Here is a 13489-nt window from a genome sequence, read left to right as displayed (position 1 = left end):
ACCGCACAGCGCGAGCCGGGGGTCGTCAGGCCTCTGGTGGGCGGCGCTGCCAGACCACCGCCATGCCCGCCTTGGGCAGGATCCAGTCGTCCACGCTGACGCTGATCACGCGCGTGCGGTCCAGTCCGGGTGCGTAACTGATCGAGGCGGGACGGGTGGCGCCGAAGTAGTCGAGCGCGCGGATCCGCTCGATGTCGGGGACGGCGACGCTGATCGAGTAGGTGGCGCCGAAGGTCGGCTTCGGGACCTCGAAACTCAGGAGGTTGCCGTTGGCGAGAACCTTGGCGCTGAACGAGTACTGGACCAAGATGTTCTGGCCGTCCTCGAAGTCCTCGGTGGGGATGTGCCCGACGTACTCGCGTTCGACGTCGCTGCGGGTGAAGGAGACTGGTCGTCCGCCGAACGTGGCGTCGATGAAGTTGAACCCGGCGCTCCAGTCGTCGTCGAACTCCCCGGTCGAAGGAAGGCGCCAGACCGCGCCCATATCCTGCGCCCTCAACGCTACGTCGTACTCGTCCTTCCATCTGGCGACACGGAAGGCGAAACGGGTCCTGCGCACGTTGGTCGTGTAGTAGGCGAACTGGAAGAACACCTCGTAGTAGTCGTGCTCCCGACCGCCGGCCCCGGCGGGGTCGAGCTCCAGGATCTCGGCGCGGACGACCAGCCCCCGCCATACCTCCTCGGACTCGAAGACACCGGTCCGCAGCTTCCTGGAGATCACCCGTCCCAGTTCGGGGTTCCCGGAGCGCAGCCGCGAGGCGGTCTCGATCACGTGGTCGAGCTCCTCGGGGGACAGACGCAGCGTCTCCACGTTCTCGCTCGCCGCCAGGGACCGGGCGACCGCCAGCTTCACCTCCTCCTGCCGCTCGTCCAGCACCGTGCGCACGTGCTCGACGAACCTGTCTTCGGCGATCTGGTTCAGCAGCACCTGGAACAGCGTCAGCGTGATGCCCACCTGGAAGATCGCGACGCCGACGTCGGCGATGCGCAACTTGGTCCACAGGTCGTTCCGGTCGCCGCCGACCACCAGGTGGTCGCCGCGGATCGCGACCTCGGTGGCGCTGTCGGGCGCGAGCAGGATGAGAAGGAAGCCCACCGTCGTGGCGAGTAGCCCGAGCAGCAGGCCGCGGCTGCGATAGAGATCGCCCAGTGCGTTGACCAGGTTTCTGCTCGCCGTATCCCGGTGCTCGCGGGTCTCGCTTTCGGCGGTCATGGGGTTCGCTCCTTGCTCAGATTCGCAGGCAGGCGGGGTCAGCCCCTGGGTGGCAGGTAGCGCATGACCGCGACCCCGCTTGCCTGCTCCAGCTCTAGGTAGCGCTCGACGTTGGAGTAGCCGATGCGCTCGCCGTCCTGAACGAAGAGCGCGGATCTCGCCCCGAGCCCCTCCAGGACGGGCCGTCCGCAGTCGGGATCCACGCCCGCTCGGCGGTATACCTCCGTAGCCGTCAAACCTGCCTCGGCGTTGATCGCCAGAAGGCACTCCAGCGGTGAGAAGACATGCGATGGCAGGAAACCGAGCGTGGAGAACTCCAACAGCCGGGTCGTTTCCTCGTCCCAGTTCCCCCGCGGAAGGCCGAGGTCGCGATGGGTCCCGGTCATCAGCCGCTTCTCGGCGTCGTGGATGGCCGCCCGCCCTCGCCTGACCAGCTCGACGAGCCCGTCGAGGCCGAACTCGCGGTAGAGCAGGAACGCCTGGCGGGTGTGGTCGAGGTAGACCGACCACAGCTTGTCGCGCTCGGCTCCGTGCCTGCCGTAGACGAGGAGGTTGCGGATCACTGGCTCGGTCAGGACGGCGAGCGAGCCGTAACAGGTGCCGAGGACTTCCGCTATCCCCTCTTCGAGGCCCATGGCGAAGACCTCCGGGTCGGTCTGCCCCGTCACGGTGTGGATCACCTCGTGGGCGAACAGCGCCTCGCTGTACAGCGGCCGCAACCGGTCGCGGCGGAAGTAGACGCCGGTGGGAATGCCGAAGTTCTCCTCGTCCTCCCGGTCGGGAGAGAAAGCCGACCACGTGAACCTGTTGAACGGCTCGGGGAACTCCTCGACCACGCGCAGCGGCGCGTCGGTGACCGCAAGACCGGCGTCCGCCAGCCGCCGCTGGATGCGCGGGGCAAGGTCGTCGAGCCGCTCGGTCACCGTCTCCCACCTGCCGATCTCCGACAGATCCACCGTGCCCAGGGACTCGAGGTCACGGGCGACCAGCTCGCGGGCGGCCTCGGCATCGGAACCTATGGCGGCGTCACCGCGAAGCGAGGCCGCAGCGGCCTTGATGCGGCGCTGGGCGGTGTCCGCGTCGGCGGAGCCGGTGAGGTCCAGGACCTGCTCCAATTGATCGATGAAGCGCTCGATGTTGGCAAAGCGGCACTGCCGCTGGTAGAGGGCCCCGTAGAGGAAGTCGGAAATCGTCGGCATTACTGCACCGCCTTCATGGCTCATGGGCGCCGCAGGCGCCGAAACCGGTCACGACCACATTCCGCAGTGCGACTTGCCCGGTCAGGGCCGGACGGGTCCTCACCAAGCAAGTCGCGCCTTCTCATCCTCCGCCGCTATTGCCCATGATCCACATGGCTTCTCCTTTCTCGTGCTCCCCGTCAACGGCATGCGGCATGGTCAACGCGCTCGATGAGCTCTGCGCATTTCTGCCGCACATCCTCGGCGATTTCTCCGGCCGATAGTGGATCCTCCTCCGCCTGGACCGCCTCCAGGCATGTGAACGCCGCGGAGACCAGGGCCGCCGCGATGTCGTCCAATACCCCCTTCAGTTCGCGCATGTGGACGGTGTCTTCGTCGCCGTGTGAGGTAGCAAGAGCGAAGAGCTCCTTCTGGCCTTTGAGTTCGACATGCTCGAACGGTCGCAGGACTTCCTGGAAGGCTCGGTACAGCACAGAAATGCCGGGATTCTTGAAGTCGTAGTACAGCCGATATCGGTCCTCGTGGAAGGTGACGCCGCGCCGCTTGAAATACGAAGACAGAGGGGCGCCGGGATATAGCTCAAGGCGATTGGCGACGCGCCGGTGCGTTCCGATGCGGTTTTTGGCGAGGAAAGCGAGATTGGTGCGGATGCCGTCGAATTCAGAGAGTGGCTGGAACATGATGAAGCCGGTCGAAAAATCGATGTCGAGCTCCCGCAGCAGACGAATCGCGCGCTCGGCCTCGGCATTGGTCGTCTTCTTGGCGAACAGTGCAATGTCGGTGCTGTTCGCTGATTCGATGCCGATGAGGACGTGCCGGAGCCCGACATCGCGCAGTGCTGAGAGGATCTCGGCGTCCAGTTCATTGATCCGGCACTCGATGGAGAACGTGATCTGGAGTGCCCGCCGGCGCAGCAGCTCGGCGAACTCGAAGGCGCGCTCCCGCCCCCGCCCATCGCCGCCGAGGAAATCATCGTCAACGAAGCTGATCGTTTGCACTCGGTGGTCGGCCACCAGATGGGACACCTCGTCCGCGACGTTCGCTGCCGAACGCGCGCGCCACCGTGGAAGTCTGTGGTAGCGGTTGCCATAGTTGCCCGACTGGCAGAAGGTGCAATGTGCCGCACAGCCTCGGCTCGTACTCATGGTGGCGTGGCCGTCGCGAATATCTTCCGTTCCCCGCGCCCCGGTACGGGAACGGTAGATCGTCCAGGACGCGGACCGGCGGCCGGATGGCGGCGGTCATGACCCGGCCCGCGTCTCTGTAGCACAACCCGTCCACCTGGGAAAACGGTGCGCCCGTGGTGATCGCCTGCCACAACTGGACCACGATTTCGTCGCCTTCATGCATGCAGGCGGAATCGATCTGCGGGCAGTCGTCCAGCACCCTGCTCCAGAGGAACTCCAGCCCTTGGCCGCCGACGGCGATGTGCGCTCCGGGATTCAGGCCGCGTAACTCCCGGGCGAGTTCCATGGCATCCGGTATCTGCCTGGTGAACAGGACGCCCAATCCGATCAGAGTTGAGCGCGCGGCGCTCTCGCGTACGTCGGCCGGGACGGGGACGGGGACCTCTTCCCGAACTTGGACTTCCACTCCCGAGCGCGCGAGCGCGGCAGCCACCGACCTCAGGCCAAGGCTCTCGGCCGCGAGATAGGCGTCGGTGTCATATGCAGGGGAAATGAATAACGCTCTTTGTCGTCCGGCCATCTGTGCAATCCGTGGGCAGTCCAGAACTTCATGATGAGACGTGAGAGCGAGCCTCTGCGTCCTCACGATGGTAGCGGTAGGCGGTGACCCGTATGTGCCGATGGCGACTTGAGTTGCGGTGTGCTCGGTATATTGTGATGGCCTTTCGGCTTGGTGATTATGAATGTCCGAAAAAGGGAGATTGCCTTTGGTGCGTCCATCTGGCGGCCAGGGTTGTCGGGCGGTCGAGTGCGCGGCCCGTGACACGCGAACCGTGTGGACCGGCGCGCCCGAATTGACCGTTGGCGGCCAGGATGATCTACCCGAACCAGGCGAGATCGTCACTGACCGTCGATAGCCTGTCGCAGGTGGACGAGAGGGCGGTGTAGATGAGGCCGACGTTGGCCGCCGACGAGGTTCGGCGGAATCTGACGCAGTACCTCACGACGACGTTCGCGCTGGCCGACGAGCAGGTGCGCGACGGGCTCGACAGGTTCCTCAACCATCCCGAGCAGGGCATCTTCCGCGGCCCCTACTTGCGCATCCGCACGCCGTTCCGCGTCGAGCCCGACGGTTGGAGGGAGCTGCTCCAGTGGGCGCCGCCCGGGTTCGCCCCGTACCGCCACCAGGCGGCGGCGTTCCGGCGGCTCACCACCCACGGCCACGAGGCGCGGCCGACGCTCATCACCACGGGGACCGGGTCCGGCAAGACCGAGTCGTTCCTGATCCCCGTGCTCGACCACTGCCGCAGGCGGCGCGCGCAGGGAAAGGACGGCGTCAAGGCCGTCCTGCTGTACCCGATGAACGCCCTCGCCACCGACCAGGCCCAACGCCTCAACGACTACCTCGAGCAGCCCGGTCTGGGCGACGTCACCGCGGCCCTCTACATCGGCGACACGCCCGAGACCGGCTACGCCCGAGTGCTGACGCGGCGGGCGGAGATCCGGCGGTCGCGTCCAGACATCCTCATCACCAACTACAAGATGCTCGACCTGCTCCTCCAGCGGGCCGAAGACCTTCCCCTCTGGGACGGCGCCGACCTCGCCTACGTGGTCGTCGACGAGTTCCACACCTACGACGGCGCGCAGGGCACCGACGTGGCGATGCTCCTGCGGCGGCTGGCGGCGGCCCTCGGGCACAGCGAGCCGGGAAGGCCGCTGGGGCGCATCTGCCCGGTCGCGACGAGCGCGACCCTGGGGGAGGGCGGCGACGGCGCCGAGATCCGGCGGGTCGCCGAGACGGTGTTCGGCACGCCCTTCGGCCCCGACTCGGTGATCGGGGAGGACCGTCAGAGCACCGACGAGTTCATCGAGCAGGCCGGGATCGACTACACGCTTCCGTTGCCCGACCCGCAGGAGCTCGCGCTCATCCGCGACCCGCACGGCGACCGCGGCGCGATGGCGCAGATCATGCAGGCCGTGACCGGGCGCGACGCGCTCACTCCGCAGGAACTCGGCGCGGTGCTGCGGCGGCACATCCTCACCAGCGCCGTCCTCGAAGTCCTGGACGGCAGGCCGCACACGTTGGGCGAGATCCTCGAACTCCTCCCGCGCAAGGGCGCCTACAGCTGGGGCAACGCGATCCGGCTCTCGCCCAAGCAGGCCGCGACCGCCCTCGCGCGGTTCGTCGCTCTGCTGTCGGAGGCCCGCGACCCGGACGCCCCCGAGCGTCCGTTCCTCCACATCGAGACGCACCTGTGGGTCCGGTCGGTGACGCGGCTGCTGCGTGCGGTCGGCCCCCGTCCCGGGTTCGCCTGGTACGGGGAGGCCCCGCCCCCCATGGACGCGGAGACCACGCTCACCGGCGGCGGCCGGGAGGCGCTCCCCGCCGTGTACTGCCGTCACTGCGGGCGGTCCGGATGGGCGGCGATCTCCCCGGAGCGCGACCCGCAGGACCTGGTCGCCGACCCCGCCCGCATCTACCGGTCCGGGATCGCGGAGAAGCGCCTCGTCCGGACGCTCATCACCGCGACGCGGCGCGAGGTCGAGGCGCGGGCGGCGGGGGAGAAGGGCGGCCCTAACGTCCTGGTCCTGGAGGCGAGCGGCCGACACGTCCGGCCGCTCGACCCGAAGAAGGACCTGGCGAACTCCACCAGGAGCGACTTCCGGGACGTGTTCGTCCTCGCCGACGTCGGCCACTCCAAGGAGAGCAACCGGGACGCCGAGAACGACCGGTGCCCCGCGTGCGGCATGGAGCAGGGGACGCGGTTCCTCGGCTCCGGGCTGGCGGCGCTGGCGTCGGTCGCGGTGACGGAGCTGTTCACCGGCGGCCAGCTCGAGAAGCAGGAACGCAAGACGCTCCTTTTTAACGACTCCGTGCAGGACGCCGCGCACCGAGCCGGGTTCGTCGCCAACCGCTCGTACGGGTTCTCCCTGCGGCTCCTCCTGGCCTCCCAGCTCGACGGCGCCGAGGGGCCCAAGCCGCTGCACGAGCTGATCTCCGACACGGTCAAGGAGGCCGGCGACCCGCGGTACCTCCCCTCGGTGGTGCCGCCCGACCTACACGACCGCGACGATGTCGACGCGCTGCTCGCGGGCGAGACCGAAGGGTCCGCGCGGACGTGGACGCTCATCGGGGAGCGGCTCGCGTTCGCGTCCGTCATGGAGTTCGGCCTGCGCTCCCGGCAGGGCCGCACCCTGGAACTCACCCGGACCGCCGCCGCCGAGGTCGCCGTCGACGACATCGACCGCATTGCCGAGCTTGCCCGCGACCTCCAGCTCGCCGGACCGGCCGCGCTCACCGGCCTCCCCGGCCACGACACCTACGTCGCGTACGTGCGCGGGCTGCTGGAGCGCATGCGCATGCGCGGCGCCATCAAGCACCACTGGCTGGACGCCTGGATCGACGGCGCCGGCACCAAGCGGTACATGACCATCTGGGGCAAGCGCCCCGACGGGATGCCCGCCTTCCCGCGCGGGCTGTCCGCGCCGCGCTTCGTGCTGGGCGCGCCGAAGAACCGCAGCGAGTTCGACGGCATCACCGGGCGGCAGTCCTGGTTCCAGGACTGGACGGCCCGCTGCCTCGGCATCGAACCCGGCGCGTCCGGCCACTACCTGTCCCGGCTGCTGAACGTCCTCACCGACGAGGACGTCATCGCCCGGCGCACCGCCGGCGACGGCGCCACCCCCGTCTACGGGCTGCGCCCCGGCCACGTCCAGGTGTGGCGGCTCGAAGACGACCAGGTCGAGGGCGCCGGGGTGTACTGCCCTGTCTGCAACTGGCAGCAGACCGTCCACCCCGACCGGATGCGCGAATGGGTCGAGGCCCCCTGCCCGCGCTACCGGTGCACCGGACGGCTCGACACCGACACCCGCCGCGGCGACCGCTACGAGAACGACTACTACCGCGGCCTGTACCGCAGCGCCCGGCCGTTCAGCGTCATCACCGCCGAGCACACCGGCGCCCTCACCCGCGAGCAGCGCGAGACCGTCGAACGCCAGTTCCGCGACGGCGCCCGCTACAGCGACCCGAACGTCTTAGCGTGCACGCCGACGCTGGAACTCGGGATCGACATCGGCGACCTGTCCGCCGTCGTGCTGGCCTCGCTGCCGCGCTCGCCCGCGAACTACGTCCAGCGCGCGGGACGCGCCGGACGCAGGACCGGCAACGCCTTCCTCCTCACGCTCATCGGGCGCGACCCCCGCGACCGCTACTACCTGACCGACCCCACGGACATGATCGCGGGCGACATCGTCCCGCCCGGCTGCCACCTGTCCGCCGTCGAGATCCTCCAGCGCCAGTACGTCGCGCACCTGGTCGACCTCGCCGCCCGCGGCCGCTTCGAAGGACTGCGGCCGATGCCGCGGGTCGCGTCCGCGCTGTTCGGCGACTCCGGCTGGCTCCCCGCGTTCCAGGACGCTGTCCTCTCCAGGGGCGAGGCCCTCGCAGACCGTTTCCTCGCCCTGTTCGCCCAGGGCGACCCCGAGACCGGCGTCACCGAGGACGCCGCCCTGAGGCTCCGCGACTTCGCCGCCACCGGGCTCAAGGAGAGCGTCGACACCGCGGCCCGGACCTGGGAGGAGCGGCTCGCCGACCTTCGCGCCCGGCTGGAGGTCATCGACGCCGCGATCGCCGATCTGATCGACTCCGACCGGCAGCAGCGCGACCGGCGCGGCGAACTGCGCGCCGAGCGCCGCGCCGTCCAGGCCCGCATCCGCGACATCGGCCGCGCCGACGCGCACGGAGCCCTGGTCGAACTCGGGCTGCTGCCCAACTACTCCCTCATCGACTCCGCCACCGCGCTGGAGGCGACCATCACCTGGGAGGAGCGCGTCGGCGACGAAACGGGAGAGGCCCCCGCCGACCGGCAGCGCACCGACCGGGTCCGCGGCGACCGGCGCTTCCACGGCGAACTCCGCGAGTACGAGCGGTCGGCGTCCCTCGCGCTCACCGAACTGGCGCCCGGCAACCACTTCTACATCCGCGGCTACCGCCATGAGGTCACCGGCCTCGACATCGGCACCCCGCAGCGCCCCGCCTACCGCCAGTGGCGCGTCTGCCAGGAATGCGGCTACGTCCGCACGACCGCCGCCCGCGAGGACCACAGCCCCTGCCAGCGCTGCGGCAACGAGCGCATCGGCGACAGCAGCGGCCTGCACACCGTCCTCGTCCCCACCCGTGTCACCGCCCACGACCTGCGCGACGACGCCCGAATCCGCGACGACCACGACGAGCGCCAGCGCCGCTTCTACGAGACGGCCGTCGCCGTGGACATCCCCCGCGAAGAGATCGCCCCCGGCGCCTGGCGGCACGCCAGGCGCGTGTTCGGCGTCGACTTCACACGCCGGGCCGTGATCCGCCGGTTCAACCTCGGGTCGCTGCGCATGGAGCGCCCTCCCGGCGACCCGTTCGCCGGGGACCTGCGCCGTCTCAACCCCTTCCACGTCTGCAAGTCGTGCGGCGGCGCCACCGCCGACGGCCCGCCCGACGGGGACGGGCGCCTCGGCGGCACCTCCTCCGGCTACGACGCGTCCCGCAGCCACCACCGCCCCTGGTGCCCGCAGCGGCGCGGCGCCGACGTCGAGCACGAGCCGCTGATCCTGGCGCACGAACTGCACACCGAGGCACTGCGCATCCTCGTGCCCATCGCCACCACGATGATCCCCGAACGGACCGTCACGTTCGAGGCCGCGCTGATGGCCGGGATCGCCCGCCGCTACGGCGGCGACCCCGCCCACCTGCGGATCGTCTCCGCCACCATGCCCGACCACCTGCACCACAGCGGGCACCGCCGTCGCTTCCTCGTCCTGCACGACACCCTGCCCGGCGGCACCGGCTACCTGCACCGCATGTCCACCGAGGCGGGATTCCGCGAGGTGCTGGAGAAGGCGTACGAGGTCGTCTTCCACTGCCCGTGCGCCAACGAGGAGGGCAAGGCCGCCTGCCACCGCTGCCTGCTGTCCCATGTCCGCGGCGAGGAGTTCGACAAGGCCGACCGCGGCCTCGCCGTCGAGATGCTCGCCGACCTGCTGGAGGGGTGGGAGACCGCGTCCGTCGCCAGCACAGACGACATCTCCCTCGTCAATCAGGTCGAAAGCGAGCTGGAGGCCCGCTTCCTGGACGCGCTGCTCCGCTGGGCGGGCAAGCCCGGCACCGGCCGCGCCGTCAGCCCCGGCCCCCGCCTCAACGACCGCCGCACCGCCCACCTGCGCATCGCCGCGGGAGACGATGTCGTCCACTGGCAGGTGATCCTGCAGAACACCATCAAGGGCACCCGCCCCGACGTCTACTTCAAACGGCTTGACGGGGCGCCCCTCGAAGTGGCCGTCTACCTTGACGGCTACAACTACCATGCCGCCCCGCACGCCAACCGCCTCGCGGGCGACGCCGCCAAACGCGAGCGGCTGCGCGCCCATGGCCGCGTCGTCTTCCAGATCACCTGGGACGACGTCCAGCACTGGGAGGACGGGAGGTTCCCCGAAGCCCCCGCCTGGACCCCCTACCAGGGCAACGCCCAGGCCGCGGCGCGCAAGGTCTACCTCCCGCACGGTGACCCCGCCGAACTCGCCGACCTGATCTGGGTCAACCCGATCCAGACACTGCTGGCGTTCTTGTCCGACCCGGACGGCGACCGCTGGTGGCGCCGCGCCGAGGCGGCGGTCGCGGGCCTCCTCGCGCCCGGCGCGGAACTGCGGCGCGTCCCGCCCGACCGCATTGTCGACCTTCTGGGCGCGGCCGTCCGCGGCGAAGACCTGCCCGAGCGGCCCAAGGGCGAACTCGCGCTCATCCGGACCGCGGACGCGAGCGGCTGCCCGCTGGTCGTCGTCGCGAACGGCCGGACCGGCTCATGGACCGGCCTCGCCGTCATCGACGACCGGGCCGCCGTCATCGACGCCGACGAGGACGCCCACCGCCGCCGCTGGCGCGCCTGGCTCTACTGGGGGAACCTCCTCCAGTTCCTCTCCCACGGCGCGGGCGACGGAGCGCAGCTCGCCTACACCGACCTCGACGCCTTCGACCCGTCCGCCCTCGCAGTCGCGGGCGGCGAAGGGTTCCATTCGACACTCGGCCTGCGCCCCCCGGACCCCGACGACCTGCCGCCCGGCAGCGTCCACGAGGTGCGGCCCGAGCCGGACGCCGTCCCGCCGGACATGCGGCACGCCACCGGCATGCCCCCGCCGCCCGCGGCCGCCGAGCGTCCCCCGCCTGCGGCGGGCTCCGCGCCGTCCCGGCCGGACGCCCTGGACGCCGACCCGGCACCGGACTCCGCCTGGGCCGAGGTGCTCGACCTCATCGACCCCGACGAGCGTGGCCTTGCGGAGCTGGTACGCGGCCTGATGGCGCGCGACGTGCCCGTCCCCGAAGTCGGCCACGAGCTGGGCGAACAGGCGTGGCAGGCGGAACTGGCCTGGCCTCACGCCAAGGTCGCCGTCGTCCTCGCGGGCAACGATGAAGAGGCCACCGGCCGCTACCAGGCCTACGCGCGGGCGGGCTGGGAGACCAGGGCGGCGACCTGGTGGAACGTGGACGAACTGGCGGAGCGGATCAAGGCGGGGAACCCATGACCATTCAGGGAGAGGCCACACTGCGGCTGCTCGACAAGGCCGACAAGGAGATCCAGAAGCTGCCCCGCGTCGTCAAGGGCGCCATCTACGAGTTCCAGCACGACTTCCGCAAGAACCCCGACGCGCGCGGGCTGCGCCTCAAGCAGCTCCAGGGCCACACCCGCCTCTACTCCGCCCGGATCAGCGCCGAGTACCGGGCCCTGCTCCTGCATGCCGGCGACCGCGACTACATCCTCGTCGCCGTCCGGCACCGCAAGGACGTCTACGACAACCTCGACCGCTACCAGTACAAGATCAACGATGTGACGGGCGCGATCGAGTTCGTCGACCTCGTCAGCGTCGAGGAGAGCGTCTCCACGCCCCGCGCGGCGGCCCCGGCACCGCCCGGCCCCGCCCCCGACGAGCCCGCGCCGCCTCCGGAACCCGCGCCGGCCCGCCCGCTGTTCGCCGACCTCACCGACGACCAGCTCCTCCAGCTCGGCGTCGCCGCCGTCCTGCTGCCCCTGATCAGGACCATCACCACCGAGGCGCAGCTCCTCGGCCTCACCGAGCTGGCCCCGGCCCTGACCGAGGAAGTCCTGCTGGAGCTGTACTTCGGCAAGACCTTCGACGAGGTCCTCGACCTGGTCACCGCGCCCGTCCAGGCCGCCGGAACCGTCGACACCGAGGACTACGCGACCGCGCTCACCCGGCCCGCCACCCGCGTCACCACGTCCGACACCGACCTGCAGGCCGTCCTGGAGGACGACTTCGGCCGCTGGAAGGTCTTCCTGCACCCGAGCCAGCGCAAGATCGTCGAACGCTCCGGCAAGGGCTCGGCCCGCGTCAGCGGCGGCCCGGGCACCGGCAAGACCATCGTCGCTCTGCACCGCGTCAAGCACCTGGTCGACCGGCTCCCGCCCGGCGACGACAAGCCCGTGCTGCTCACCACCTTCACCAAGAACCTCGCCGCCGACCTGCGCAAGCGCCTCCTCGAACTCGGCGGCCCCGAGACCGTCTCCCGAGTCGAGATCGTCAACATCGACAAGCTCGCCGCCGACGTCGTGGCCCGCGCCGAACCCGGCGGCAAGCGCCGCTGGATCGACGACGCCAGGGCCGTCCAGGAGTGGCGCGACCTGCTCCTCGAACTCGGCGAGACCGACTGGGACCCCGAGTTCCTGCACGCCGAATGGACCCATGTCATCCTCGGCATGGCGGGCCACTCCCGCGCCGACTACTTCCGCACCCGCCGCCCCGGCCGCGGCCGCAGTATCGGCCGCGCCCAGCGCGCCGAGATCTGGCGGCTCGTCGAGAAGTTCCGGCTCCGCCTCGACGAGAAGAACCTGTGGACCTACCGGCAGGTCGCCGAACACGCCGCTCGCCTCGAACAGGAACGCGCCGAACGCATCAGGAAGCACCACGAGGACGGCCTTAACATCCACCGCGAGGACGCCTCCGTCGCCCGCATGCGTCCCCGCTTCCAGCACATCGTCGTGGACGAGGCTCAGGATCTCGCCGCCGCGCACTGGAAGATGCTGCGCGCCATGGTCCCCGAAGGACCCGACGACATCTTCCTCGTCGGCGACGTCCACCAGCGCCTATACGACAACCACGTGTCGCTGAGCGTGCTCGGCATCAACATCCGAGGCCGGCGCTCGACCCGCCTCACGCTCAGCTACCGCACCACCCACGAGATCCTCGGCTCTGCCGTTCGCCTGCTCGGTGAGGAGCCCTGGGACGACCTCGACGGCGAGACCGACGAGATCACCGGCTACCGCTCCGTCCTGCGTGGCGCCCGGCCCGTCCTGCACGGTTCCGCGACCTGGGAGGACGAGCTGGACCACATCGCGTATCGGGTCAGCGAGCTGATCGACGGTCCGGCGCCGTCCATCGCGGTCTGCGTCCCGGAACGCGCCATGGCGACCGACGTGGAAGCGCGCCTCTCCCGCGCCGGCATCCCCGCCACCTCCATCGGCCCCGACGGACCGCGTGTCGACGACGTCGTCCACGTCGGCACCATGCACCGCTTCAAGGGCCTCGAATACCAGCACATGATCATCGCCGGGGTTTGTGACGGCCTCCTCCCGCAGGCTTACCTGCGCAAGTGGGAGCACTCCGACCCGGCCCGCTACCGGCGGGAACTCCAGCGCGCCCGCGCCCTGCTGTTCGTCGCGGCCACCCGCGCACGCGACACCCTCCACATCACCTGGCACGCCACCCCCAGCCCCTTCCTCCCCGCGATGACCCCATGAACATCGCGGCTCGGGACAGGCGCCGTCTCTGCCGGTCTTTGCGGGGGCGAGGACGGTGCGCACGCTCGTGCGCGAGAGGAGCAGCGGCGTGTCGATGTTGAGGGCCGCCAGAAAGGCGGAAAGGTTCGGCGACCTCGAAGACGAGGTGGCCAGTTC

Annotated in this window: 5 protein-coding genes and 1 pseudogene; 2 read left to right on the top strand and 4 right to left on the bottom strand. The window is 70.1% G+C overall.

Annotated elements, in window-relative coordinates:
- Positions 1 to 25: 25 nt before the first annotated feature.
- From ABWI07_RS21610 to ABWI07_RS21595, 4 genes and pseudogenes are all read right to left on the bottom strand, one after another.
- Entirely contained in the window at positions 26 to 1213 is a 1188-nt protein-coding gene (locus ABWI07_RS21610) for a hypothetical protein (RefSeq protein ID WP_353819635.1), read from the bottom strand.
- A gap of 38 nt (positions 1214 to 1251) precedes the next feature.
- On the bottom strand, positions 1252 to 2412 hold the full coding sequence (locus ABWI07_RS21605; protein ID WP_353819634.1) for a hypothetical protein: 1161 nt from the start codon (positions 2410 to 2412) through the stop codon (positions 1252 to 1254).
- 179 nt (positions 2413 to 2591) lie between these two features.
- The gene (locus ABWI07_RS21600) at positions 2592 to 3557 is read right to left on the bottom strand and encodes a B12-binding domain-containing radical SAM protein (protein ID WP_353819633.1); all 966 of its coding nucleotides are present in this window, start codon (positions 3555 to 3557) and stop codon (positions 2592 to 2594) included.
- Positions 3558 to 3744: 187 nt separating this feature from the next.
- Positions 3745 to 4119: pseudogene (locus tag ABWI07_RS21595) on the bottom strand (cobalamin B12-binding domain-containing protein); the annotation flags it as partial.
- A 368-nt stretch (positions 4120 to 4487) separates the two neighbouring features.
- Here ABWI07_RS21595 and ABWI07_RS21590 point away from each other — a divergent pair.
- Both ABWI07_RS21590 and ABWI07_RS21585 read left to right on the top strand, forming a co-directional pair.
- Positions 4488 to 11102, top strand: coding sequence for a DEAD/DEAH box helicase (locus ABWI07_RS21590; RefSeq protein WP_353819631.1), 6615 nt, complete (start codon positions 4488 to 4490; stop codon positions 11100 to 11102).
- Positions 11099 to 13333: a UvrD-helicase domain-containing protein gene (locus tag ABWI07_RS21585; protein WP_353819630.1), complete on the top strand. Its 2235-nt coding sequence runs from the start codon at positions 11099 to 11101 to the stop codon at positions 13331 to 13333. The genes ABWI07_RS21590 and ABWI07_RS21585 overlap by 4 nt, the downstream gene beginning before the upstream one ends.
- The last annotated feature ends 156 nt before the right edge of the window (positions 13334 to 13489 follow it).

Source organism: Actinomadura sp. NPDC000600, from assembly GCF_040492135.1.
Classification (GTDB): domain Bacteria; phylum Actinomycetota; class Actinomycetes; order Streptosporangiales; family Streptosporangiaceae; genus Spirillospora.
Note: the sequence above shows the minus strand (reverse complement) of the source record. Positions and strands in the feature narration are given on the sequence as shown.

Bases quoted from the DNA above. Each gene is read 5' to 3' on its own strand.
- ABWI07_RS21585 (WP_353819630.1), top strand. From the start codon at position 11,099: ATGACCATTCAGGGAGAGGCCACACTGCGGCTGCTCGACAAGGCCGAC.
- ABWI07_RS21610 (WP_353819635.1), bottom strand. From the start codon at position 1,213: ATGACCGCCGAAAGCGAGACCCGCGAGCACCGGGATACGGCGAGCAGA.
- ABWI07_RS21590 (WP_353819631.1), top strand. From the start codon at position 4,488: ATGAGGCCGACGTTGGCCGCCGACGAGGTTCGGCGGAATCTGACGCAG.
- ABWI07_RS21600 (WP_353819633.1), bottom strand. From the start codon at position 3,557: ATGAGTACGAGCCGAGGCTGTGCGGCACATTGCACCTTCTGCCAGTCG.
- ABWI07_RS21605 (WP_353819634.1), bottom strand. From the start codon at position 2,412: ATGCCGACGATTTCCGACTTCCTCTACGGGGCCCTCTACCAGCGGCAG.